Origin of the sequence: Dyadobacter sp. LHD-138, from assembly GCF_030929615.1 — a bacterium.
In the GTDB taxonomy this organism is placed as follows: Bacteria; Bacteroidota; Bacteroidia; order Cytophagales; family Spirosomataceae; genus Dyadobacter.
In genome coordinates this window covers 25,376-50,297 of record NZ_JAVFVU010000012.1, presented here as the reverse complement: position 1 = coordinate 50,297, position 24,922 = coordinate 25,376, and the positions used below count along the sequence as shown (strand labels likewise).

At 44.1% G+C, this 24,922-nt stretch carries 24 protein-coding genes; 9 read left to right on the top strand and 15 right to left on the bottom strand.

Going from position 1 to position 24,922, the window contains the following annotated elements:
• Positions 1–69: 69 nt before the first annotated feature.
• Positions 70–1,239 carry a VCBS repeat-containing protein gene (locus RB622_RS10955; RefSeq protein ID WP_308046585.1) on the top strand — a complete coding sequence of 390 codons (1,170 nt, stop codon included), beginning with the start codon at positions 70–72 and terminating at the stop codon, positions 1,237–1,239.
• Between the two features lie 37 nt (positions 1,240–1,276).
• On the opposite strand, the gene RB622_RS10950 is transcribed toward RB622_RS10955, so the two are convergent.
• From RB622_RS10950 to panD, 5 genes are all read right to left on the bottom strand, one after another.
• Positions 1,277–1,663: a DUF5618 family protein gene (locus RB622_RS10950; protein WP_308046584.1), complete on the bottom strand. Its 387-nt coding sequence runs from the start codon at positions 1,661–1,663 to the stop codon at positions 1,277–1,279.
• 135 nt (positions 1,664–1,798) lie between these two features.
• A complete protein-coding gene (locus tag RB622_RS10945) occupies positions 1,799–2,476 on the bottom strand; it encodes a zinc metallopeptidase (protein WP_308046583.1) in 678 nt (225 codons plus the stop codon).
• A gap of 94 nt (positions 2,477–2,570) precedes the next feature.
• Positions 2,571–3,056: a D-glycero-beta-D-manno-heptose 1-phosphate adenylyltransferase gene (gene rfaE2 / locus RB622_RS10940; protein ID WP_308046582.1), complete on the bottom strand. Its 486-nt coding sequence runs from the start codon at positions 3,054–3,056 to the stop codon at positions 2,571–2,573.
• A gap of 32 nt (positions 3,057–3,088) precedes the next feature.
• A complete protein-coding gene (locus RB622_RS10935) occupies positions 3,089–4,123 on the bottom strand; it encodes a lysylphosphatidylglycerol synthase transmembrane domain-containing protein (RefSeq protein ID WP_308046581.1) in 1,035 nt (344 codons plus the stop codon).
• Between the two features lie 34 nt (positions 4,124–4,157).
• On the bottom strand, positions 4,158–4,523 hold the full coding sequence (panD, locus tag RB622_RS10930) for an aspartate 1-decarboxylase (protein ID WP_308046580.1): 366 nt from the start codon (positions 4,521–4,523) through the stop codon (positions 4,158–4,160).
• 347 nt (positions 4,524–4,870) lie between these two features.
• On the opposite strand from panD, the gene RB622_RS10925 reads away from it, so the two are divergent.
• Complete coding sequence (locus RB622_RS10925) at positions 4,871–6,340, top strand: Gfo/Idh/MocA family oxidoreductase (protein WP_308046579.1); 1,470 nt, start codon at positions 4,871–4,873, stop codon at positions 6,338–6,340.
• Between the two features lie 64 nt (positions 6,341–6,404).
• Here the strand turns inward: RB622_RS10925 and panC are convergent, their stop codons facing one another.
• Positions 6,405–7,247 (bottom strand): pantoate--beta-alanine ligase, encoded by an 843-nt coding sequence (gene panC, locus RB622_RS10920; RefSeq protein WP_308046578.1) that lies wholly within the window; start codon positions 7,245–7,247, stop codon positions 6,405–6,407.
• A 225-nt stretch (positions 7,248–7,472) separates the two neighbouring features.
• Between panC and RB622_RS10915 the strand changes: the two genes are divergently transcribed.
• From RB622_RS10915 to RB622_RS10900, 4 genes are all read left to right on the top strand, one after another.
• Positions 7,473–8,279: a glycogen/starch synthase gene (locus tag RB622_RS10915; RefSeq protein ID WP_254411917.1), complete on the top strand. Its 807-nt coding sequence runs from the start codon at positions 7,473–7,475 to the stop codon at positions 8,277–8,279.
• Positions 8,280–8,582: 303 nt separating this feature from the next.
• On the top strand, positions 8,583–10,421 hold the full coding sequence (glmS, locus tag RB622_RS10910; RefSeq protein ID WP_308046577.1) for a glutamine--fructose-6-phosphate transaminase (isomerizing): 1,839 nt from the start codon (positions 8,583–8,585) through the stop codon (positions 10,419–10,421).
• Between the two features lie 160 nt (positions 10,422–10,581).
• The gene (gene gldD / locus RB622_RS10905) at positions 10,582–11,181 is read left to right on the top strand and encodes a gliding motility lipoprotein GldD (protein WP_308046576.1); all 600 of its coding nucleotides are present in this window, start codon (positions 10,582–10,584) and stop codon (positions 11,179–11,181) included.
• A gap of 72 nt (positions 11,182–11,253) precedes the next feature.
• Positions 11,254–11,970, top strand: a complete 717-nt coding sequence (locus RB622_RS10900; RefSeq protein WP_308046575.1) for a hypothetical protein — start codon at positions 11,254–11,256, stop codon at positions 11,968–11,970.
• 10 nt (positions 11,971–11,980) lie between these two features.
• Here the strand turns inward: RB622_RS10900 and RB622_RS10895 are convergent, their stop codons facing one another.
• The 3 genes from RB622_RS10895 to RB622_RS10885 all read right to left on the bottom strand — a co-directional run bounded on the left by RB622_RS10895 (position 11,981) and on the right by RB622_RS10885 (position 15,310).
• Positions 11,981–12,769, bottom strand: a complete 789-nt coding sequence (locus tag RB622_RS10895) for an SDR family oxidoreductase (protein WP_308046574.1) — start codon at positions 12,767–12,769, stop codon at positions 11,981–11,983.
• A 133-nt stretch (positions 12,770–12,902) separates the two neighbouring features.
• On the bottom strand, positions 12,903–13,466 hold the full coding sequence (locus RB622_RS10890; RefSeq protein WP_308046573.1) for a transposase: 564 nt from the start codon (positions 13,464–13,466) through the stop codon (positions 12,903–12,905).
• 125 nt (positions 13,467–13,591) lie between these two features.
• Positions 13,592–15,310 (bottom strand): IlvD/Edd family dehydratase, encoded by a 1,719-nt coding sequence (locus RB622_RS10885; RefSeq protein ID WP_308046572.1) that lies wholly within the window; start codon positions 15,308–15,310, stop codon positions 13,592–13,594.
• Between the two features lie 117 nt (positions 15,311–15,427).
• Here RB622_RS10885 and RB622_RS10880 point away from each other — a divergent pair, with 117 nt between their 5' ends.
• Positions 15,428–16,696 carry a serine hydrolase gene (locus RB622_RS10880; protein WP_308046571.1) on the top strand — a complete coding sequence of 423 codons (1,269 nt, stop codon included), beginning with the start codon at positions 15,428–15,430 and terminating at the stop codon, positions 16,694–16,696.
• Here RB622_RS10880 and RB622_RS10875 read toward each other — a convergent pair whose 3' ends face one another.
• Positions 16,697–17,092, bottom strand: coding sequence for a MerC domain-containing protein (locus RB622_RS10875; protein ID WP_308046570.1), 396 nt, complete (start codon positions 17,090–17,092; stop codon positions 16,697–16,699).
• A gap of 198 nt (positions 17,093–17,290) precedes the next feature.
• On the opposite strand from RB622_RS10875, the gene RB622_RS10870 reads away from it, so the two are divergent.
• Positions 17,291–17,710, top strand: coding sequence for a transcriptional repressor (locus RB622_RS10870; RefSeq protein WP_308046569.1), 420 nt, complete (start codon positions 17,291–17,293; stop codon positions 17,708–17,710).
• Positions 17,711–17,763: 53 nt separating this feature from the next.
• Here the strand turns inward: RB622_RS10870 and RB622_RS10865 are convergent, their stop codons facing one another.
• Entirely contained in the window at positions 17,764–18,318 is a 555-nt protein-coding gene (locus tag RB622_RS10865) for a hypothetical protein (protein WP_308046568.1), read from the bottom strand.
• 39 nt (positions 18,319–18,357) lie between these two features.
• Positions 18,358–20,679 carry a TonB-dependent receptor gene (locus RB622_RS10860; RefSeq protein WP_308046567.1) on the bottom strand — a complete coding sequence of 774 codons (2,322 nt, stop codon included), beginning with the start codon at positions 20,677–20,679 and terminating at the stop codon, positions 18,358–18,360.
• A 302-nt stretch (positions 20,680–20,981) separates the two neighbouring features.
• On the opposite strand from RB622_RS10860, the gene RB622_RS10855 reads away from it, so the two are divergent.
• A complete protein-coding gene (locus RB622_RS10855; protein WP_308046566.1) occupies positions 20,982–21,707 on the top strand; it encodes a hypothetical protein in 726 nt (241 codons plus the stop codon).
• 16 nt (positions 21,708–21,723) lie between these two features.
• Here the strand turns inward: RB622_RS10855 and RB622_RS10850 are convergent, their stop codons facing one another.
• The 3 genes from RB622_RS10850 to RB622_RS10840 form a co-directional block, all read right to left on the bottom strand.
• Positions 21,724–22,785 (bottom strand): 6-bladed beta-propeller, encoded by a 1,062-nt coding sequence (locus RB622_RS10850; RefSeq protein WP_308046565.1) that lies wholly within the window; start codon positions 22,783–22,785, stop codon positions 21,724–21,726.
• A gap of 174 nt (positions 22,786–22,959) precedes the next feature.
• Complete coding sequence (locus tag RB622_RS10845) at positions 22,960–23,922, bottom strand: 1-phosphofructokinase family hexose kinase (RefSeq protein ID WP_308046564.1); 963 nt, start codon at positions 23,920–23,922, stop codon at positions 22,960–22,962.
• Between the two features lie 146 nt (positions 23,923–24,068).
• Positions 24,069–24,839: an SDR family oxidoreductase gene (locus RB622_RS10840; RefSeq protein ID WP_308046563.1), complete on the bottom strand. Its 771-nt coding sequence runs from the start codon at positions 24,837–24,839 to the stop codon at positions 24,069–24,071.
• Positions 24,840–24,922: the final 83 nt, after the last annotated feature.

The following is a 24,922-nucleotide window of genomic DNA, read 5'->3' as shown; positions in this document are numbered from 1 at the left end:
TTTTGAAGTATATTGTGAAAAAGTAGGCTTTAATGGCTTCTTTTGAAGTGAAAATTGAAAATTTAATCTATGAAAAAACAAATATTATCCGGCATCATTTTTTTACTCTTTCACCTGAAAACCAACGGGCAAACGGCAACTTTTAAAGGAGAAGTGATTGATGACGAGATCAGCATCGGCTATGGGGTGGTGACGGGGGATGTCGATGGTGATGGGAAACCGGATATTCTGCTGGCAGATAAAAAGGAAATTGTCTGGTACAAAAATCCGGGCGAGAAGACCGCGAAATGGATCCGTTATGTGATTGCGAAAGATCTTACCGAACAGGATAACGTATGTATCGCTGCCCGGGATATTGATGGTGACGGGAAAGTGGAAGTGGCCGTGGGCGCGCAATGGAATCCGTCAGAAACAAAAAATAATAAACTATCGGGCGCAGTATTTTATTTGGCCCCCGGTGAAAATCGAACCGAATTATGGCACCCGGTTCGGCTGCATCACGAGGTTACGATACACCGAATGCATTGGGTGAAAAAAACAGATGAAACTTTTCAGCTCGTTGTATTGCCATTGCATGGAGAAGGGAATGCCAGCGGGGTTGGCGCAGGCGTAAAAATGATTGCTTTTGATGTTCCTGAAAACAGAAAGGGGCTTTGGGGATATGATCTGGTGGAAACCAATATGCACATGACGCATAATTTTCAACCTATGGAGGTGTCTGGCCGCTTTGCTGGTCTGGCCGTTGCAGGTAAAGAAGGTGTACAGGTATTCCTGAATGGGGTGGACGGCTGGGCGCCGTCAGGAAACTGGATGGTGCCGGGGCAGGGGGTGGGAGAAATCAGGATGGGTACTTTGGGTAAAAATCAGCTCTTTTCCGCTACCGTTGAACCAATGCATGGGAACTCGCTCGTGGTTTATTCCAAGGATAGCCGGACCGTTCTGACGGATAAAATGAAGGAAGGACACGCATTGGCTTGCGCGGACTTTTTTGGACAGGGCCGTGATCAGATTGTAGTGGGCTGGAGGAATCCAAACGTGGCGGATATTATGGGCGTGCGAATGTTTGTGGGTATGGATCCGGAAGGGAAAAAGTGGCAGGAATATTCTTTGGATGATAAGATTAAAATCGCCTGTGAGGATTTGACGGTTTCTGATCTGGATGGTGATGGTGATTTAGACGTTGTCGCTTCCGGACGCTCCACACATAATGTTGTGATTTATTGGAATCAAAGAAAATGAGTATAGCTCTGCAATGAGATATGTAAAAAGAGGGAAGTCAAGCAACCGCTTTTGCCATTTTTTGCTCCGTCCAGTTAATAATATTTTCAGCTTCCTGAAGGCCGATGATGATCACTTTTGCATTCTGCACACCATCGTAACCCATGGAGAGGTGCAGGATTTCATAAACATCAGCAAATGAACCCGTAATTTTTTTATCTATTCGGGATAACTCCAGCTGATACCACTCAACGCTTTTTCTGGCATTCTTTTTCTTATTACCAAACAAAGCGTCCAATGCTAACAACACGCCGGTATAGGCCGTATGTCCTGCCATTTTGATGTATTTTTTATCCTGATAACGGTCATCTTCTTTTCGCGCTTTATCCCTTAATATTTCTTTCGCGTTAGCAAGATGGCGGCGTGCTTCTGATATGGAATCCATGGCGTGGTGTTTTGATTAACAGCTTTTTGATTGAAAGTTGCTGAAGTATGATCAAAGATAGCCATCAAAAAAAGAGCAGCCAAGTTTTCAAAACTTGACTGCTCCGTATATTCCAAATTCGAATAAACTTGTCTGTTAATTTCTTCTGCCCAACAAAATGCTTACGTAATAAACCAAGGTGGCCAAAGAGCTGATTGCTGCTACGAGGTACGTTCTGGCTGCCCATTTAAGCGCGTCTGCGGCCATCACATATTCCCTTTCATTCACGACTCTGTTTTGCTGAATCCAGGCCAACGCCCTATTACTTGCATCATATTCCACCGGAAGTGTGATAAAGCTAAATAGTGTTGTCGCTGCAAAAAGCGCAACACCAATGGCTAATGGGATCGGCGTGGTCTGCAACAACAAGATTCCTCCCAAAATAACCCATTGCATATAACGCGATGAAAAACTTAAAAACGGAACCATCTGGGACCTGAATTTCAGCCACTGATAAGCCGTTGCATGCTGAACTGCGTGACCGCATTCGTGGGATGCCACAGCTGCTGCTGAGACACTGCGTCCATGAAATACATCAGGGCTCAGGTTAACTGTTTTATCCTGTGGATTATAGTGGTCCGTCAGTTGGCCTTCAACAGAAACAACCCGTACATCATAAATACCACTATCTCTAAGCATTTTCTCAGCAATCTCGCGACCACTCATGCCATTACTTAGCCCGACCTGCGAATATTCTTCAAATTTACTCTTTAAACGCCATTGCACATAAAAGCTAATGCCCATGACGAGAATAATAATTAAGTAAGCACCCATATTTTCTCTTTTAGTTTTGTTACGAAAAATTAAACTTTCATTAATACAATAAGAGGGAAATGTCAGCTACTTACTTCCGAAGATATATTTCCTCTTAATATCCTTTTTTTATCTTCTCAATAAGTGCTGAGGTTGAATAACCTTTTACCAAAGCTATTGTTTTTACCTCTCCCCCCAAATTAAGAACAAAATCTGCACCAGCAATAGTTTCTACTGTATAATCGTCACCTTTTACCAAAATGTCAGGTTTTAGGGCCTCGATTAACTGACTTGGGGTAGGTTCGTCGAACAAAATGACAGCATCTACGAAAGACAAAGCTGCCATTAAACGTGCTCTCGCGTATTCGTTCACAACCGGACGCAACGGACCTTTTAACCGGCTTACCGACGCATCGGTGTTCAGGCCAAGTACCAGACGACCGCCCAGTGCATGTGCTTTTTCCAGGTAGTCGATATGACCTAAATGTACGATATCAAAACAGCCATTGGTAAAAACCACCTTCTGTCCGGCTCTTTGCCAATCCTCAATTAACGTTTTTGCTTCTTCTACGCGTAAAATTTTACTCTCTGTCGCATTCATTCTTGAAAAGGGAATTAGGATTTATAAAGGATTTAGTGATTTGTCGTTGCTACGGTCGGTTCATCAGCCGTTTTATTCTGGATCAAAACATAAAGAAATGCCAGGGCGCCTACCACCAGCATAAACAACATCTGCGTTCCGTGAATGAAGGTCGCCAGTGTAATGCCATCTTTTTGGGTCAGTCCGTATAAAACCATAACGCTGCCCACCAGTAAATGATAAGCCCCGATGCCACCCTGCGTTGGGGCTGTCATACCAATCGAGCCTACAACGAGCAACGTAAGCCCTGCTAATAATCCAAGCTGCGAGGTTTCCGGGATACAGAAGAACAAAACGTAGGAAACCAGATAATAACAGATCCAGATGATGGCCGTGCTGAGAAAAAACAGTCCCGGATTTTTGAGTTTCCGTACACTTAACAAGCCTTCGAGCATTCCTTTCAGAAACCCAGCAATTTTTTGAACAATCGGGTTTTGCAACAACTTATTTTTTATAGCATCACTTCTGAAAACTACGATAGTCGCTACAATGATCCCCAGAAAAACAATACCTGTCAGGATCAGCAGGGTACTGGGGCCGGAGTCGACTGATCCGTTTCCCTGAATTTTACTTTGAAAAATATCCGTAAAAAAACTGCTTAACCTGTCAAATTCCAGGATAAAGTTCAGTCCTATCAATCCAAGAAGAATGATTACATCGAAAATACGCTCAGCGACCACCGTCCCGAAACTCAGGTTTACGGGAATCCTTTCAAGCCTGTATAATGTTCCGCAACGGGTTACCTCGCCCATGCGGGGCACAATATAGTTTGCAAAATAACCCGTCAGAACTGAGACAGAGCTATTAAGAAGTCTCGGTTTGTAACCCAGCGGCTCCATAAGCATTCCCCACCTCCAGGCTCTTGTAACGTGGGCGCAGAGTAAAAGAAACGATGAAAGTGCAATCCAACGCCAATCTGCCTGAACGAATCTGGTAAGCATATCGGCCAGATCTATATCCTTGAATACAAACCAGATCAAGCCACCCGCCAGTCCAAGCGAGATAATATAGCGAAGAGCGCTTTTCATAAAATTAGAATATTGATGCGTGATAAGATTTGTACTAACCTCTGGCCGTTACACTGATTACCTGATTGTTATGATCAGGGAATACGACCATCGGTTTGAAGGTTTTTGCTTCTTCCGGTGTCATGCTGGCGTAGGAGATAATGATCACAATATCGCCAATCGCTACTTTTCTTGCAGCGGCACCGTTCAGGCAAATCATTCCTGATTTACGTTCTCCTTTGATCACGTACGTCACAAACCGCTCTCCGTTGTTGTTGTTAACGATGTGCACCTGTTCATTTTCAATTAAACCTGAGGCATCCATCAAATCTTCGTCAATCGTGATACTTCCAATGTAATTCAATTCCGCCTGAGTCACCTTTACCCGGTGAATCTTCGATTTCATCAATGTTATTTGCATTACTCAGCTAGATGAGTGAATATTAATATAATATACATACCAATCCTGCAAAGTTACAGGAATTATACGACGCCTTCAAAACATCGGGCTATTCGGGGGAGTTCCAATTTTTTCCCAGCGCCATTCCGATCTTCCTTTACAGCGGTTAAACAGAGAATAAATCCGTGTTAATGAGCAGGTAATCTGGATGATAAGTCTGGAGCAGAATCTTAATCATCAATTAATGGAAACGGATGCGGCAATATATTCGAACATCATTATATTTAAGCCCTGATTAATTCAATTCAGTATGAATGAGTCTGACAACGCTTTTGACTATTATTAATTTATTTTAAGACTAAAACCCGATGAGTACAGAGAATAAACCAAACGGTGTCACGCGTCGTGACTTTCTTCAGAAAACTACCGCGGCGGCAGTGGGAAGTTTCTTTATTGTGCCCAGAAATGTTCTGGGCAAAGGATTTATCGCACCTAGCGACAAACTGAATATTGCCGGTATAGGTGTGGGAGGAAAGGGATTTTCGGATACCAATAATGCTTGGAATAAAGGGGCGGAAAATCTGGTAGCGCTTTGTGATGTGGACTGGGGCCAGGCTAAAAAGAATTTCGAATTACATCCGACCGCGAAAAAATATAAGGATTTCAGACGCATGTTTGATGAAATGGATAAGGATATAGATGCCGTTACCGTTTCTACAACGGATCACATGCACGCCATCATTGCGATGACTGCGATGCAGCGGGGGAAACACGTCTATGTACAAAAACCATTGACGCACAATATATATGAGGCGCGTATGCTGACCGAAGCAGCGAGGAAATATAAGGTTGTGACACAAATGGGAAACCAGGGTGCTTCCAATCCTGCACAGGTTCAGATGAAGGAATGGTTCAAAAAAGGCCTGATCGGGAATGTGCATGAGGCGCACGTATGGACCAACCGTCCGGTGTGGCCGCAAGGTATTCCCGTGCCGGTAGGGAAAATGCCAACGCCGGAGGAACTTGACTGGGAACTTTGGGTTGGTTGTGCGGATTGGGTAGATTATAACCCGGCATGGCACCCATTCAAATGGCGCGGCTGGTGGAATTTCGGTACCGGTGCGTTGGGCGATATGGGCTGTCACTTGATCGACCCTGCTTTCAGAACATTGGGACTTGGTTATCCTACCGAACTTGAATGTAGTGTAGGTACAGTGTTTATTAAAGACTGGACTGCAGAGTATATTCCGGAAGGTTGCCCTCCGTCGTCACGCGTTCAGTTGAAATTCCCTGCCAACAAGATTAATAAATCGGAAGTGACCTTAACCTGGCATGACGGTGGATTGCGTCCTTTCCACCCGGATTTGATTCCTGCCAATGATCCGCTGGGTGAGCCGGATAGCAGCAACGGTGTGTTGTTGATCGGTGAAAAAGGTGTGATGACTTGCGGCACTTACGGGAAAGCTCCGAAAGTATACCTGAAAAATGGTACCAAACTGGAATACAAAGAGGGAGATTTTGGTAACAAATATACGCCAATGCCTGAGTTTGGACATCATGTTTCATGGTCAGACGCTTGTAAAGCCGGTTACCAAAGCAAGGAGCACAAAGCATTGACATCGTCATTTGACTACGCTGGCCCGCTTACGGAAACGGTTATTATGGGTAACCTGGGTATCCGCAGTTATAACCTTCGTGCGGCAAGAGCCGATGGTAAGGGCTTTGATTACCCAGGACGTAAGAAATTGCTATGGGATGGAAAAAGTATGAAGGTTACCAACTTCGATGAGGCGAATCAGTTTGTGAAACGCACCTATCGCGGTGACTGGAAATTGTAGTAGTTGCACATTCTGTCAAATACAAAAGGCCTCCGATCGGAGGCCTTTTGTATTTGACAGAATGTTAAAATATGATGTTATCAATTAATCGGACAGGTCCTAGGAAAGCGGCGATGCAAAGTGCCGTGGTGCCGGCGCCACCGAGAATATGAATGGGCTGCAAAGATTCGATATTGACAATCTCGAAATAATCCAGCTCGAAGCCAGCCATGGCATTAAACTCGATCCTGACGGACTCTTTTACTTCTTCGGTATCATCACCGGAAATCAATTTTTCCCTGGCATCCATCAGAATTTTATAGATAATCGGACCGTGTGCGCGTTCTTCCTGGCTCAGGCGGCGGTTACGGGACGACATGGCGAGTCCGTCATCCTCCCGCACGGTCGGGCAAATAACCAGTTCCAGATTAAAGGAAAGGTCTGCGACAAGTCTTTTTACTACCGTCACCTGTTGCAGGTCTTTTTGGCCGAAATAAGCCTTATTGGGCTGTACAATATTGAAAAGCTTGGAAACCACTACGCCAACACCATTGAAATGACCGGGGCGGGAGGCTCCCTCCATCACGGTTTCGATCAAACCAAAATTCATGGTAAGCGTTGTCGGTTCGGGATACATTTCTGTCACGGACGGGGCGAATACAACGGAGGCACCGGCTTTTTCAAGCATTACACAGTCGTTTTCCAGCGTTCTGGGATATTTTGCCAGGTCTTCCGGGTTGTTGAACTGGGTAGGGTTTACAAAAATGCTGGCGACCGAAATATCGTTTTGCTGTTTTGCGGTTTCTACCAGTGAGATATGTCCTTCATGCAACGCACCCATGGTTGGAATGAGCCCGACAGTCTTGTTGTCGAGACGCTGATGAAAAAGAAATTTTTTTAAGCTATGAATTGAAGTAAAAACTTCCATGAAAAGTGTTATATATAGGAAGGTGCAGGATCAATACAAACACAACATGTTTTTTCGTTTGTATAATAGGTTAATCCGGCCTGTTCGCTGGGGTTTCTGAAATATTTGGCATAGATATGCCCAAACTCTGCGCAATATTACAATTAGTTTTGAATTTCTATTGAAAATGCAGTTTTTTTTATGTAATTTTGCAAAACTTTTTTTCACAAACTGCTTTAAATATCTATGGACAAACTACGAATTTTGTATGTAGCCAGTGAAATCAATCCTTTTCTCCAGACCACAGATGTTGCCGATTATGTAAGAAGACTTCCGCAAGCAATGCAGGAGCGCGGTGCAGAGATAAGAATTTTGGTACCTCGATTTGGTCTAATCAATGAGCGTAAAAACAGGCTTCACGAAGTAGTTCGATTGTCAGGAATTAATATTACGGTTGGTGATGAAGAAAAACCACTTATTATCAAGGTTGCTTCTATCCCAAACGCAAAGCTTCAGGTTTATTTTATAGATAACGATGACTATTTTCACCGTAAATCCGTGTTCTTCGATAAGGAGAATAACTTTTACGATGATAACGACGAACGTGCGATTTTCTTTTGCAAAGGTGTTTTAGAAACAGTTAAGAAACTTGGATGGGCTCCTGACGTTGTGCATTGCAACGACTGGATGACCGCTTTGATTCCATTATATCTTAAAACAACATACCGTAACGATCCCATGTTTAAGGATACGAAAAGTGTGTTTACTGTGCATAATAATGCTTTTGATTATAAATTCGACGCGGATTTACAAAGCAAGGCAAAAGCAATGGATGTGAGTGATGAAGCCTTATCACATCTTCATTCAGCAGATTTTGAAGGTTTTGTTAAAATCGGTTGCGCTTATGCAGATGCAGTTGTAAAAGCGGAGGAGCATTGCAGCGAAAGTCTTAACCAGATTTTCAACGATGCGCCGAAGCGTGTAGAGCTTGACGAAGAGGAAGAGAAATTCTCGGAGTCATATTACAATCTTTATACTGATTTAATGAGTTAAGATTTTTAAATAGATGAAAAGCGGCGATCAGATTCTGGTCGCCGCTTTTTTTGTGCCATATTGTTTTGCCTGCATAACCAGTTTCGCCGATACCGGTAAATTTCCAGAACGTCATGAAATGATCCTATCTTTATTTTTTAATATTTTTTAATATGTAAAGGCTTCATAATGAATATGCTATGGTGTGTTCGAGCACTCTCTGGGAATTGGATAATTTCTAGTATTTTGTTTGTTATCGAATTGTTATTGCTATTTATTTGCACTCAATACTGTATACACATTTAACAATTAATTATTCAAAATATGTGCGGAATTGTAGCTTACATAGGAAATAGAGAGGCCTGTCCATTAATTATCAAAGGTCTCAAAAGACTTGAATACCGGGGTTATGACAGTTCTGGCGTTGCGTTGATAGAAGACTCGGAATTGAATATTTATAAGAAAAAAGGAAAGGTGTCTGACCTGGAAAGCCAGCTTACCGATAAGAACCTGAATGCAAAAATCGGGATCGGCCATACGCGTTGGGCAACGCATGGAGAACCTAACGATGTGAATGCACACCCGCATTTTTCCAACGACCGGAAACTGGCTATCATTCACAATGGTATTATTGAAAATTACGCAGCGATCAAACAAAATCTGATACAAAAAGGACACGTTTTTCAAAGCGCCACGGATACCGAAGTACTGATCCATTTTATTGAAGACATTCAAAAGGAAACGGGAACCTCACTGGAAGAAGCTGTAAGGCTTGCCTTGCTGGAAGTTGTTGGGGCTTATGCGATCGTTGTCATGTCCGTGGATTTTCCGGATCAGCTGATTGCGGCGAGGAAAGGAAGTCCGTTGGTGATTGGCGTTGGTAAAGACGAGTTCTTTTTTGCTTCTGATGCCACACCGATTATTGAATATACCAAAGACGTGGTTTATCTGGATGACTATGAAGTGGCCGTGGTCCGCGATGGAAAACTGAGCATTCAGAATCTGGATAACACCCAAAAAGTACCGTACATTCAGAAACTTGAAATGGAACTGGAAACCATCGAAAAAGGCGGTTACGACCATTTCATGATTAAGGAAATTTTTGAACAGCCACGTTCCATTGCCGACAGCATGCGCGGCCGGGTAAGGGCGGACGAAGCACATTTGCAATTGGGCGGCCTGGCCAATTATATTGATAAGCTGGCTGCTTCGGAGAGAATTGTCATCGTTGGCTGTGGTACATCCTGGCATGCCGGTCTGGTGGCCGAATATTTGTTTGAAGAACTGGCACGGATTAATGTTGAAGTGGAATACGCTTCGGAATTCCGTTACAGAAACCCTGTAATCAAGGAAAATGATATCGTGATTGCCATTTCACAATCCGGTGAAACGGCCGACACCCTGGCGGCTATTGAGCTCGCCAAATCAAAAGGAGCGACGATTTTTGGTGTTTGCAATGTTGTCGGGTCTTCCATAGCACGGGCGTCGCATGCGGGTGCTTATACCCACGCAGGGCCCGAAATCGGGGTGGCGAGCACAAAGGCTTTTACGGCCCAGGTGACAGTTTTGACGCTGATTGCGATCGCTACGGCTAAAAGAAAGGGAACGATTTCAGAGGAGACATACCGACAGCTTTTGGTAGAACTGGAAACGATCCCTGCTAAAGTGGAGCAGGTTTTTGAAAATGCTGCCAAAATCAAGGAAATCGCTTTCATCTTTACCTATGCCCGCAATTTCATTTATCTGGGACGTGGTTTGAATTTTCCGGTTGCACTGGAGGGTGCATTAAAACTGAAAGAGATTTCTTATATCCACGCCGAAGGATATCCAGCCGCGGAAATGAAACACGGCCCCATTGCCCTGATTGACGAGGATATGCCGGTTGTTTTTCTGGCGACGAAAGACAGTTCTTATGAAAAAATAGTTTCAAATATTCAGGAGGTAAAAGCGCGTAAGGGGCGCGTGATTGCCATTGTGACGGAAGGAGATACGTTAATTCCGACAATGGTTGATTTTGTAATTGAGGTGCCGAAAGTACATGAAATCCTGACACCGCTCGTGTCTGTGATTCCTTTACAATTGTTGTCTTATTACATCGCGGTGATGCGCGGCAGAAACGTGGATCAGCCAAGAAATCTTGCTAAATCCGTGACTGTGGAATAATTGGTATGTTCATGTTTCAAATAAAAAGGGAACCGGTCTGACAAAGACTGGCTTCCCTTTTTGCTTTTGTCTGTTACGGTAAATCAATAAGTCAAAATATTATAAAGCTCTTTTCGTTAGCTTTGCAGGCAAAATTTCCGTTTAGAGAAATCCCAAATCAATGCAAAATCGTTTTCCTGCTTTTATCCTAATGCTTTCTTTTTTGTCGGTTTTTCTTTTTTCCTGTGGAAAAGAGGAGCAGGCCTATGTACCAAAACCCAAAGGTTTTAACCGTATTGACCTGCCGGAACAGCTTTATCAAAAACTGACGGAAAACCATCCTTATTCATTTGAGTACTCGAAATCGGCTGAAATCCTTCCGGACACCTTTGCGCTTGCCGAAAAAGATTGGATATTTATTTATTACCCCCAATTTAAGGCCAACATCCAACTGACTTATAAGCCCGTTAGGAATAATCAGACACTGTTGAGAAACTATATCAATGACTCGTTCAAGTTAACGGGGAAACATCAGGTCCGGGCTTCTTCGATTCAGGAGCAAAAATTAATGACTCGAAATAATTTGACGGCCATGATTTTTAAAATTGAAGGTGACGTGCCAAGTCCTTATCAGTTTTATACAACCGACAGTACTACGCATTTTCTGCGAGGTGCCATATATTTTTCCACAGCCACGAAAAATGATTCTTTAACGCCCGTGATCAATTTTATACAAAAGGATATGATCCATTTGCTTAACACACTGGAATGGAAGAGATAAAGTGCCTGCGGCTATTGTGGTGAAAGGCGGAAGAATGTATCTTTGAAAATAATATCTAACACTTCACAAAAGATGGCCAGAAAACAAATAAAAAATCAGCTTCCACTCGATTTTTCAGTCCGCGGCAATAGAATTATTTTGCATTTGGGACAAATAGAATGTCAGCGGGCAGCGGATCAGTTATTTGAAGAACTTGTCAATGGCGACTGGGTGATTGAACCGGCCGGTGAAGTGGCTGATGTATCGTATGCACAGGATATTGTCCACCAAATCGGGCATAAGCTGCCCTATCCCGAGGGAATCAAGATTGCTCAATTGCATCATGTCGATTCAGCCTTTAAAGGATTCTCGGCGATGTATCACCAGAAAGGCTGGGTCTTTGTCAATGCTGCTTTGGAGTTTAATGAGCGGAATTATCATATTCATTTACTGACCGTATCACTGGGGCTGCATAGTTCTTATGCCAATCCGGTTTCGCTTGCCAATCGCTCGGAGCAGTTGATTTTTGACGCATTGCTGCCTTTCAAAGACGTAGAGAGTTTTTTCAGGGATGATATTTCCAAAATTCCAGGTTTTTTAGCTTCTGATATTGCCAATTTTTTCAAAGTGCCTTTCCCGATCGTACTGAAAAGAGCGCTTCAATTGAGAATTATTTCGGATGAACAATACCGTAATTTTATGACGGTGAAGCCTGTTTCTTCCGCAAAACCGAGAGAACTTTTTATTTCCCAGGAAGGAAATATAGACGATCTGGAAGCTCAGTTGTTTGCGGAAGGTTTAGGCGAGTAATTAATTTTTTTCAGACATCCATATTGCTAAGATCGGGTAGGGGACTCACCGATGTCCATCCACCGTCTACGATCAGACTTTGTCCTGTGATATGCCCTGAATACGGGGAAAGCAGGAATAAGGCCGCATTGGCAATATCCTCACAAATGGCAGGCCGTCCCATAGGTGTTATGGCCGACCAGGTTTTAGGATAGGTCGGGTCGGTTGTTAACGTTCTTTCCGTAAGCGTGGCGCCTGGCGCAACGGCATTGATCGTGATGCCATGCGGAGATAATTCCAGTACCAGATTTTTGGCCAGCATTTCAAGCCCGGCTTTGGTCATGGCATAAGCGCCCAGAAACTGATGCGACTGGTGTCCGACAACGGACGACATCAGTAAAATTCTTCCGCCGGATTTTTGTGACCTTATTTGCCTGGCGGCTGCCTGGGTTAACAAAAAGGAGCCCATTAGATTGACTTCCAGTACTTTTTGTAAGTTTTCTTTCGGGTAATCAAAGAAGTCTCCAAACAGCGTGATTCCGGCATTGGCTACCGCGATGGTAAGTTTTCCAAAACAGCGTACCGCTTCATCAACCATGCCATCGATAATTTCTGTTTGGGAGGCATCTCCGGAAAAAGCAACGCATTCGCCGCCAAGGGCACGGATGCTGTTCGCGGCCTCTGTTGCCAGCTCGGCGTGGGCATCATTTAAAATTACACAAGCTCCCTTCAATGCTAGTTGTTTGGCAATCTCAAATCCAATTCCCTGGCCCGCGCCGGTCACAATGGCAACTTGATTATTAAATAGGTGGGTGCTCATAGTACTAATATGTTAATGTTATTTACCCGTCGGATGGCGGAAAAAGCCATCCGACGGGTTTGCTCCGTCCGACGGCTTTTTTGGCCGTCGGACGGATATGAAACAGCGTGATAAATGACATCCGTAGGGTCACTTAAAGTATTTTATCCAGATATTCCTTCTCAATAACCTGGTTTGATAGTTTTAAAAATTCGACACCATTTTCAGGAATATTCAACAGTAGTCGTGCTTTTTCCAAATTACACATTTTATCGGCTCTCACCAGTGCATAGCTTTTTACTGAACTAAACTCCCAATTTTCAATCGCTCTCACCAAACCTGCACGCAGTGGATTTTGATGAATATAGTGAAAACAAATTTCTGCATGTTGCGTGTTGTTTTCTAATGATTTAGTCTTTGTGTGTTGTTGAAATAATGAACCTGTTCTATTTTCCTGCTTATTAATTGCCTGTGAATAAGAGCTCAAAATAATTTGAATAGCCTTATTGATCGAATTTTCCTGCATATTTTCTTTTGACTCGATCAGTAAATGAAAGTGATTCGGCATCAGGCAATAGGCTAAGAGATCACAATGTTTGAGCAGGTGATCATTTATCTTTTTTAGGAAATAAACATAGTTGCCATAATTGAAAAAGATCTTTTGAGCATTATTTCCCCTGTTGTACACGTGATAAAGTGTGTTTGACTTAAATTCCATAAGTGTGTGTGGTTTGCGCTGTATTATAAATATAGCTTTTAAAACTGGTATCTGTGTGTGATTTTGTTTGTGTTATTTACTCGTCTGATGGCAAAAAAGCCATCAGACGGGGTGTCCCAAAGACTTTAATGCGAATCCCGCGCCACTTTGTCTCCGGATCCGCCTCTGAGGAAGTCCAGGTCGGCACCTTCGTGCGCCTGTGTAACGTGGTTTATATGAAGATTAACGTAACCGCGGTTGTAACCCATATCCAGCGGTTTCCATAATTTCCGGCGTTGTTCCAGTTCTTCGTCAGAAACTTCAAGATTCAGTTTTCTATTTTCGACATCCAGCTCAATGATATCGCCATCCTGGACCAGGGCAAGAACGCCGCCAACTGCCGCTTCCGGGGAGACGTGTAAAACAACGGTTCCAAAACCCGTTCCGCTCATACGGCCGTCGGAAATACGGACCATGTCGATAACGCCTTTCTCCAATAGTTTTTTAGGAAGCGACATGTTGCCAACTTCAGGCATACCCGGGTAACCTTTGGGGCCAACATTTTTCAAAACCAGGATACTGTTTTCATCCACATCGAGTGCCGGATCATCCAGTCTGGCTTTGTAATCATCTATATCTTCAAAAACGATTGCTTTGCCGCGGTGTTGCATCAGTTCCGGTTTCAGTGAAGCGGAAGGTTTGATCACGGCACCATTTACACACAAATTACCACGGACAACGGCCAGACCCGTCAGATTTTTTACAGGCTCTTCCAGCGTACCGATTACCTCGTTATCAAAACATTCGGCAGAAGCACAGTTTTCAGCAACGGTTTTACCGTTGGCAGTAATCGCATCCTTGTGTAAGAGCGAAAGCATTTCCTTAATCACCACCGGCAATCCGCCTGCGTAGTAAAAATCTTCCATGAAATAACCGCCAGAAGGTTGCAGGTTGAGCAGTAAAGGTATCTTTTCGCATAAAGCGTTAAAATCATCAAGGGAAAGTTCGACGCCAATGCGGCCTGCAATGGCCAGTAAGTGGATTACAAAATTGGTAGATCCGCCGATGGCCGCGTTCAGCATGATGGCATTTTCAAATGCTTCGCGCGTCAGTATCTGCGACAATCTCAAATCATCTTTTACCATTTGCACAATCCGGCGGCCTGATAGATGCGCGATTACTTTTCTACGCGAATCTGCTGCGGGTATCGCTGCGTTTTCCGGTAAGGTTAAACCAAGGGATTCGACCATACAAGCCATCGTGGAAGCCGTTCCCATTACCGCGCAATGTCCCTGGCTGCGGCACATACAAGCCTCGGCTGTGGTAAGTTCTTCCTGTGAAATTTCACCTTTGCGGTACATTTCGCTGAAACGCCATACGTCGCTGGTCCCAATTGTTTTACCACGATAACGTCCTGTCAGCATTGGCCCGCCCGAAACCACAATGGTCGGGATATCAACACTGGCAGCTCCCATGACGAGCGATGGCGTTGTTTTGTCGCAGCCACAAAGTAACACCACTCCGTCGATCGGGTTGGCACGGATTGATTCTTCTACGTCCATACTCGCCAGGTTGCGGTATAACATGGCCGTGGGTTTTATTAATGTTTCGCCCAGTGACATGACGGGAAATTCAAGCGGAAATCCGCCCGCTTCCCAAACCCCTCTTTTCACGGATTCGGCAAGTTCACGGAAATGTCCGTTGCAGGGAGTCAGTTCTGAAAAGGTGTTACAGATGCCTATTACGGGACGTCCTTCGAATTCATCCGCAGGATATCCCTGATTTTTCATCCATGCTCTGTATATAAAACCGTCCTTTCCTGACTTTCCAAACCAGCCACGGCTGCGCAATTTATTTTCTTCCATTATTCGCCATTGTTTATATTCGAATAGTAAAGGCAGAAAGTGGTTAAATATAATTCTGTCTGTCCTTTAAAAAGTAAAATATAGTATCTTCGTTAAACACGTGCTCCCGGTTAACCTATGATTTCGTCAGATATTATCAGAACGCTTTCGTTAAAAATCTTTACCTGCTTTATTCTCGGTATGATCTCAGCTCCGGTATCTGGACAAACCATTCACAATGGACAGTTTCTTGAAAAACTTCTGAAAAAGCACTCAACGCACTTAGCCAACGTACTCGATAATCCTGACAAATACGAAGTTCAGATTCTTTATACCAAAATAGACCGGAACAGGAAAAATGAGCCGCATTTTACTACCTATGGTTATCACGTTAACAACGGTAAATATTTTTATCCGGCCAGCACCGTTAAATTATCTGCGGTTGTGCTGGCACTGGAAAAGCTGAATAAGCTAGGTATCGATAAAAACACGCCGATGCTCACCGGTGCTGACCGCCCGGAACAAACGACTGTGACAGCTGATACAACCGCTGAGGATAAACTGCCATCCGTAGCGCATTATGCCCGAAAAATACTGTTGGCTAGCGACAATGATGCTTTTAATAGATTGTATGAATTTATCGGACAAGCCGATTTTAACGACTCGCTGCATGCCAAAGGGTATAAGGATGTCAGGATCACGCATCGGCTGGAATCTTCGATTGGTGCTGAAAATAACCGTTATACCAATCCTGTTACATTCGAAAAAGACGGAAAGGTGCTTTATAACCAGCCGGGAAAGTATTCAGAAAAAAAATACATTTCACCTGAACCGATAAAAATGGGGAAAGGCTATATGAAAGACGGATCACTGATCAATGAGTCTTTCGATTTTACAGAGAAAAACTTCTTCGCGCTGGAAGAACAGCACAAGCTTTTGAAATCACTTTTCTTTCCAGAGCAGGTCCCTGCCCGGCAAAGATTCAACCTGACCGCTGAGGATTACCGGTTTTTATACCAATACATGTCGCAATTCCCGGTGGAAACCGAGTATCCGGCCAATTATACCGATGATTACTACGATGGGTATTGCAAGTTTCTGCTTTTTGGCGGAACAAAAACAAGGTTGCCGAGGCATATCCGTTTGTTTAACAAATGCGGGGATGCATACGGTTATCTGCTTGACAACGCTTACATCGCCGATTTCGAAAAGGGGATCGAGTTTATGCTGACGGCGGTGATTTATTGTAATGAAGACCAGATTTTCAACGATGACCACTATGACTACGAGGCGATCGGGTTACCGTTTATGCGTGATGTTGGAAAGGCGATTTTTGATTACGAGCTGGAAAGACATCGTCCGATACGCCCGGATCTAAGCCGTTTCGAAGTCCGTTATGATAAATGATCAGGAAACTTTAAGCTTGGTTTGCGGGGCAATCTGACAAATGTAAAGGTTGATAAGATGTCCGGTGATCAGCAACGCAGATCCAAGATAACCCAGCCATTGGAATACGGCGTTACGTTCTTCAAAAATCAGTGAAACTGCAAAAAGCACCAGGGCAGACCAGAGTAAAACATTTACGAAAACAGACCGGTGATTTCGGGTAGCAAAATAAACCGCGGCCGCGTTGATCAGGATAAACAAATAATCAAGCGAAAGAAAACCGACGTGCAGGTGATGGTCATGTCCGAAAGCAGAGCCAAGCGCCAATACCGGCATGGCAAGACAATGTACAATACAAAGCAATGAACCAAGTATGCCGACGTAATCTGCTTTGTTGTGAGAATGACTGATTTTCATGCGTAAATACAATAAGGTTGCAAAAGTAACGGTAATCTGTAACACTTGCAACGATGTTGCAGTGTTTTTTGTTCAATATTGATGAAGCCGGAGAAAAGAATTTATCTTTGTGAGGATTTTGCTGAACTTAGAACTTAACTTTGGACTGGAAGGTTTTTAAGATAACCGAAACCAGATTAAGAATTAAATTGGTTGAAAATGGAACAGTTAAGAGAAACACTCAAAGGCCATCATTTGCGTACGACCACGTGCAGGGAAGATGTTCTTTTGACGTTCATGAATAAAAAAAATGCGCTTTCTCATGGTGATCTTGAAGGCGCGCTGGGCGAAAACTACGACCGTGTAACGATATACCGTACTTTAAAAACTTTTTTGGAAAAGGGAATTATCCACAAGGTTTTGGATGATGAAGGGCTACGGTATGCACTTTGCTCGCATCAGTGCTCGGAAGAAAAACATCAGCATGATCACATTCATTTTAAATGCAATGCGTGCGGGAAAACCAATTGCCTGGAAAATTTACATATCCCCCATGTGACTTTGCCAAGCGGATACCAGCCGGAAAGTTTCAATTTACTGATTCAGGGAAAATGTCCTGAGTGTTTGGGAAATAATTAAAATAATAAAACGAGTTCAGACATTTTCTGAACTCGTTTTATTATTACCTCTGCTTACTTGACTTTCAGGTTAAAGTCAAGATTTACATCGTCACTGCCTGGTCCTGGTGTCCCGTTTTTAGCATTGGGCTGGTGGCGTAGCTGTACTTTCAGTTTCCCTGTACCGGCAACTCCTGCTTTTGCAGTTCCCGTCAGTCCGATCGGATAATTATTTTTGTCTTTATCTCCGTACGTATAAGTCAGTAAGGACGTTGGGTTTGGCGTGTAAACCAATAAATGTTCGTCTGATTTTTCAGCAATTTCTTCCGTAATATTGTCCACAGGCGTTTTACTTTCGTCCAGGAATTCAACGGCCAATGTATAACTCGTGTTGGCTTTAAGCGAGATCGTATCGAATTTTGTCGGCGCATTTCCTCCATCCCCATCCGGATCCTTGTAGGAGAATGAGGTAACGGTATTGGTTCCGGATTCGGTGAATTTAAGGGTTACTGACGTGATCAGTTCATTTTCGTCATCCACTTCTACCTCATCACCGGAGTCCTTGCATTGTGTAAATAATGTGGCTATGCCAAATAACAACATCCAGGTTAATTTGCGGTTCATTTTCATACTTTACTTGTTTTATGTATTGTAAAAAGGGAAATCCTATTATGCGCCAAACTTCCATTTGATGCGGAGTGAAGCATTCCTGCCGATATCGTCGGCGTAGTAGCGGAAACGGTTCATGTAGTCCCGGTAAACGGTATTGAAAAGATTCGTGACTGAAATCCTGACTTCCAACTGCTGTTTTTCGGAAACGTGAATTGTTCCGCCCGCCTGGATATTCCAGAGTGAATAGGCTGCCGGCGGAGGCAAAAAGTCGCTGGCTGGCGGTACTCTTTTCTGATGGGTAACCCATAGATTTCCGGCAGAAAAATACAGGTTATGCCACTTTCCAAGTTCCGGCAGTTCGTATTTAAGCTGATTGTCCAGCCTGTTTGCAGGAATCATGACCAAATAACTGTCATTCCGTTTGTCATAAGCCCGCAGATAACTCAGCTTGCTGGTTATCGTCAGGTTTTTCACAAATTGCCAGGCAGCGGAAACATCGATTCCTTTGAAAGAAGCATCCGTTTGGGTGTATTTAAAATAAGGAAATGCGCCACGAACGGTCAGGATCGGGTCGGGCTGTGGTTTCAGGTAAATGAAATCTTTGATATAATTATAATATCCCCCGATTTCAATTGTGAGTTTTTCGCTGGCGTATTTCACACTGGCGATGGTATTGAGTGCTTTTTCAGAATGCAATGTTGAGTCACCTTTTTCAAAAGCCGCCGCCCCATGGTGTACGCCGTCGCTGAATAATTCACTGACATTGGGCGCCCGCCAGGCCGTACCCGCATTTAACCGGGCCGATAAATTGGGCGAAAAATTCCTTGTTGCCCCGATGGTACCTGAACCATTGGAAAAAGTAAAATCATTGGATACTTTTTTGCGGCTTACAATGCGGTGCGTATTCAGCGTTCGGTAATCATAGCGTGCTCCGGCTTCAAATTCCCAGTCATTTTTCACATAACGCTCAATCCAGAAAATACCAATATTAAACTGGTTGAAATTTGGGATCAGGGGTCGGCCAGTCATCAGGTTATATTGATACAATGTGCTGACGCCGATTTGTCCTGAAATTTTACCGGCAATGGGTTTATGATCCCAGATCACATCATTTGTCAGCGTGTGCAGTTTGAAAGTCAGCTCAGGGTGATTGAGCGAAGCTATCGAATCATTACGCGGCACATGTAGGTCATACTCGTTCCGGTTATTGATTTGCTGGGCAATGGTCCATTGCAGACGATTCCCGTCTTTAAAATGATAATGCGTTTCGGCTTTTAAAAGGTCGTGCGTAACGTTTTGGTTTGGTCTTCCGATTTTATAGCTAAAACCCGATTTCACGAACGGTTCGCCGTTTTTAATGACGTTCAATAGATCGGTCACGCTGCCGATATGCGATCCTGAGAAAATACCGATTTTGGTATCGAAACGACTGTAAAACAAATCAATACCGAATCCTTTTTTACGATAACCTGCGCCAACGGAGAAGTTTTTTTCACTGATGCCTGTATTGTCCAGAAAATAATTGGATGTACGGATATTTCCTCCACGTTTTATGGTTCCCTGTGCGCGCCAGGCAAATCCAGAAAATCCCTTCACGCCTCCCTGCAATGTGGAGGAAGCAACGCCTTGGCGACCATTGCTAAAACCAACCAGATTGACTTCCCCGCTCAATGTTTTGTTAAAAGGCAGTTCCTCGGGCTCTACGAGAATAACACCGCCAATGGCATCCGATCCATAACGAACACCCGCGGCTCCCTTAATGACGGACATACGAGTAGCCACAAAAGGATCAATTTCCGGCGCGTGTTCAGAACCCCACTGCTGGCCTTCCTGCCGAACGCCATTGTTCATGATTAAAACGCGATTGCTATGCAAGCCGTGAATAACCGGTTTGGAAATGGAAGAACCCGTTTGCATGGCGGTGACACCGGTAATACCTTTCAGACTTTCGCCGAGGGCCTGTCCTCTGGTTTGTTCGAGATCATTGCCCGATAAGATTGTTAGCGGCTGGGAAGACGGTGCATCGGTCCGGTGAGCCGTGATCTCAACGTCTTTTAGATGCACTTCCTGTTCCTGCAGATTAAAGTTTTCTTCGTGACCCGCCGTTAGGTCAATTGTTTGTTTGTAAGCACTATATCCAACAATTCGGGCTTCGAGCTGATAAGTGCCGGGGCATAAATTCCGGATTTCATATCGCCCCTTGTCATCGGTGAAAACGCCAGTATTTTTCCCGATGAGCAAAACCGTAGCCCCCACAACTGGCTGACCGCTATGCTGATCTTTTACAATACCGCGGATGAAGCAGGCACAGGTCGGGTTTTGCGCGTGACCCAGGGATATTGCGGTTAATGTAAGGAGCAAAAAAAAATATTTTTTCATCGGGTTATTCAGTGATCAATAAGTGAAAGAGCTGATTGCTATCAGCAAACGCTCTTGGTCTTATATTGGCCGGGTTATGTTCAAGAATGAGCGTGAAACGGGTTTGTAATGCATAACTCGTTTTGTTACAACGTTGCAAAAGTATAATTTATGCAACTGTGTTGCAATAAAAATTCAGAATTTCTTTACGGGTTTTATTTTAACCATGTAAATTTGATTACTGATATGAGTCTAGATCCCAGGTCAGTCCATTTTTTAATCCTGAAAAAGTGTCTGATCTTTTATTTATAAAAATACTCTTAATGCCTCCGCTGATTGCGGGGGTTACGCTCTCGGTACGGAAATGGGGAGAGGGATTTGGTGGCTGGGTAGGAGGGTTTCCCTGGGTTGCTGGTCCAATTTCCTTTTTTATTGCAATGGAAAACGGAGCCGCCTTCGCTGCGTCGACCATTCCCTCGGCTTTGATGGGATCCATCGGTACTACTTTTTTTGCATTGATTTATTCGGTAGTTGCCCCAAGGTTATCCTGGCTTCCGACTGTTTTGATCAGTTATGTGGCGTTTTTTGTTGTTGCGCTGGCATCGTTGAGCCATACGCCGTCACTTCCTTTTGCGGTCGGACTTAATCTCGTTGTGCTTTCCGGGGTTTTATACATTTTCCCAAAACCGAAAGGCAAGGGAGAATCCAGAAAGAATCCGACCTATGACATTCCTTTGCGGATGTTTGTTGCGACTTTGTTTGTGGTTTTGTTAACCCAGCTTTCGGAGAAACTTGGTCCAACGTGGAGTGGAATTCTGACACCGTTTCCAATTATGACTTCAACGCTGGCTGTTTTTACTCATGCGCAGCAAGGACCGCAAGCAGCAGCCCGAATACTTTATGGACTGCTGCTTGCGGGATATGGTTTTGTCGTATTTCTGTTGGGTGTCTGGTGGCTGGTGCCCAAGCTGCCGATTGGTCTGGCTTATGGAACCCTGGCTATCGTGGTGATGACCGTAAATGCCTTGCTGATTAAACTGATCCGATAATGCGGATTGTTCAGCATCAAACCCGTTCCAGTTTTACCGGATAGGTTTTCTTCGCATTCCACTGACAAACGTAAATGTTTTTATCCTGGTCAATACACACGTCGTGGCAGTGCATAAATATGGGTTTGTCCTGAACCATCATTTGTAATTTGTTGCCGATGTATTCGGGTTTTGTTCCTCCGGGGTTGGAAATAACCTTATTGTTTTTATCAAGAATGGTAACAAAACCAGAGTTCGGTGTCTGGTTGTAATACCGCAAACGCGACCAGCAAACGCCTGCGTATAAGGTATCGCCATTAATTACAGGACGGCAAACGAAGGCGCCGGGAAGGAAAATCGTAGATAAATATTTTCCATCCAGCGTAAAACGTTTGAAGGAATTGTGAACGCGTGAAGTAACGAGCAAAGTTGGATTGGTTTTATCACGATAATCCACCGTAATACCGTGCGCGGTTGAAAACTGGCTGTCACCGTCGCCTGATCCCCCAAACTTATCAATAAATTCTCCTTTGGGGGTATATCTTAAAATCCACTGTGAACCATAACCGTCAGCGATATAAATCGTGCCGTCAGGACCGATGGCAGTTTCTGTCGGTTTGAATGCGTCAGCCTCTTTGTAGGCGCCAACTTTTGAAGGATGTTCGATGGTCAGCAGGATTTTTCCTTTCATATCGGTTTTAAAAACCTTACCGATATTCGGATCGCAGACAAACAAAAATTCCTCCCCGTTGGCATTCCAGAGCGTGAGACCGTGCCCTCCCGGGAATTCGTGTCCCCAGCTGTCAAGCAGTTTTCCGGAACGGTCATAGATCAGAATATTGTTTTTTACTTCATCGCCAATCATAATCAGGCGACCTTTGCTATCCTGCACCATTTCATGGCAGTTGTTGATCGGGAACTTGGACGAGTCAAGATTTCCCCAGCCCTGCTGTACACGATATTTATGTGAGCCATGGCCTATAATTTCTCCATCCGCTTTTGGTTTGGCGTGGAGTATATAAAATGGCTTGAAAGTAAGCGCTGTGGCTGTTACAGCGGCAATTTTTGCGAATTGGCGGCGTGAGTGTTTCTGATCCATGAATTATTGTTTTCATGGAAAAGACATATCAGGTAAATTTCTCCCTATGTCTTATAAAAAGAGCCTATCGTTTTTTAGGCGATAAGCTCTTTTAGTAGTTGCTATAATACTGATAACCCTTCGGGTTTGTTAAAGATGCGGCCCCCGAATATATTTTGGCTGCTATCCTTAAATTCAGGAATTTCCTGAATAACGTTGCCCGTAGCGGTTTAACCAGTCCATGAGTTTATTCACATCCTGCATTTTAAACAATTCACTTCCGGCACTCATCGTCGCGGCCGATCCGCAGGCAACGCCCATTCTCACGGCTTCCCGCAATGATTTTCCTTGTGAAAGCGTCCAGACAATGCCGGCCACCATACTGTCACCGGCCCCAACGGCACTTTTTTTCTTAACCGGAGGCGCGGGAATATGTTCAACCTGATCTTCCGTTACCAGCATGGCACCCATAGCACCCATCGATACGACGACCACCTCACACTGATTACGAATGATCAATGCGCGGGCAGCGTCATCGACATCATCCATTTCGAGTTTGTCCACACCAACCAGCTGACTTAGCTCCGTAATATTGGGTTTTAACAGATATACACCGGCTTCTGTCGCAGATTTCAACGCATCTCCCGACGCATCCGCAATGAAACGTGCACCTTGTTTGTGAGCGATTTTTGCGATTTGTCCATAGAAATCAGCAGGAGCACCCGGCGGCAAACTTCCGCTGGCTATGATGTAAGAAGGTTTTGGATCAAATTCTTCAATTGTTTCAAGAATCGAACGAACTTCTGTCGGCATTAATTCTGTACCGGGCACGCCAAACCGATATTGAAAACCCGTGCTGGTTTCCAGCACGTGAAAATTTTCACGGGTCCATTGCTTGGTTTCAATAACCATCGTTTCCACACCCTCACTTTTCACGAGTTTGTGCAGGCGTTGGCCCGTAGGCCCGCCAATCGTGAATACGGCAATCGGATTTCCACCAAGACGGTGAATAGCTTTGGCAACATTAATTCCACCACCACCGGCTTCAAAGTTGGGTGTGTCGCAACGAAGCTTGTTTTCCGGCACGATGCGGTCAACGTTAGCACTCTTATCCAAAGCCGGGTTAATAGTCAGCGTTACAATGGGTCCGGTAGCCATATTTTTTGAAATTATTTAATATTAAATTGAAACCAGTTACTAAAAATCGTGTCTGCTGGGCGAAATTACGTGAATATAAACAGAAAAGTGAGTTACGGTTATTTCAATTTACATTATCACGAATAAATACTTAAAACTTTTCACCCTTATCCTTCTGTCAGATTCCAGCCTCCATCGACGGTCAGCGTCTGCCCGGTGGTGAATTTGGAAAGGTCCGACATGAAGTAAACGGCCGCACCGTCAAGGTCTGCGGGCAAGCCAAAACGACCTCCGTTTAATGTCTGTTTTGCACTGATAAACTCCTCAATCTGCTGGTCTTTATTCTGAGCGCTTTCAATGATCGATGGCGCCAGTACATTGATACGGATATTATTTGGCGCATAGGTGGCGGCAATGGATTTTGAAAACCCGATAACCGCAGATTTTGCCGTGGCATAAGCATGTGCCGAAAAATGCCCCGGGAAAGGGGAGAAGTCAAGTGCTGAGCTCATATTTAAGATCGTACCGCCTTTGCCCATACCCAGAAAAGCCTGGACAGCCGCCTGGTTGGATAACATCAGCGAAGTCAAATTAAGGTCAAGTGTATTGTTCCAGCCGCTTAGCGTTAGCTGATGCAGTGGCCCGTCTCCGTATTTTTTTCCGCTTCCGCCTGCTACGTGGTATAACCCGTCAAAACTTCCAAATTCGCGAATACATAATTGAATAGCTTCCAAAGCGGTGTTCGGTTGCGTCGCATCGCCTTGTTTTGCTCGTGCCTGACTGCCGAGCTGGAGTTCAGCGACCAGACAGTTTTCAGGATTCCTTCCCACCACAACCACATTTCCACCATGTTTTACAAAAGCTTTGGCGGCCGAAAATCCCAAACCCGTGGTTCCTCCGATGATAACGATATTCTTATTTGACAGCCAATTTTCCATAATCTTTTCAATTTTTGATGCAAAATAGAACTATTGACATAGAATATAAAATAAAAACGCCCTGCATCTCCGATCAGGACCTG